Annotated in this window: 1 protein-coding gene; it reads right to left on the bottom strand. The window is 73.2% G+C overall.

The features are described from left to right. A partial coding sequence (locus L995_RS16435; protein ID WP_047472667.1) for an enoyl-CoA hydratase/isomerase family protein occupies positions 1-403 on the bottom strand: 403 nt, incomplete at both ends.

The raw sequence follows: 403 nt of genomic DNA, 5'->3' as shown, positions 1-403 counted from the left end.
TGAGGCGGCGCATATGGCCCAGCGCCACCGTGGGGCCGGCGGCCAGGCGCTGGGCCAGCTGCTGCACGGCGGCGTCGAGTTCGGCGGGCGGCAGGACGCGGTTGATCAGGCTCAGGCGCTGCGCTTGGGCGCAGTCCAGGGTCTCGCCCAGCATGGCGATCTCCAGCGCGTTGCGCAGGCCCACGATGCGCGGCAGCGCCCAGGAGGCGCCCACGTCGCAGCTGGCGCCCAGGTTGATGTAGGCCAGGTTGAAGCGTGTGCCCTCGGCCGCGTAGACGAAGTCGGCCTGCAGCATCAGCGACAGGCCTGCGCCTGCCGCCGCGCCATGCACCTTGGCGATGACGGGCGCATCGAGCTGGCCCAGCAGCGCCACGGCCTCGTTGAGCGGCGCCAGCAGACGCGG

The organism is Delftia sp. ZNC0008 (assembly GCF_000799035.1).
GTDB classification, from domain to species: domain Bacteria; phylum Pseudomonadota; class Gammaproteobacteria; order Burkholderiales; family Burkholderiaceae_C; genus Comamonas; species Comamonas tsuruhatensis.
Note: the sequence above shows the minus strand (reverse complement) of the source record. Positions and strands in the feature narration are given on the sequence as shown.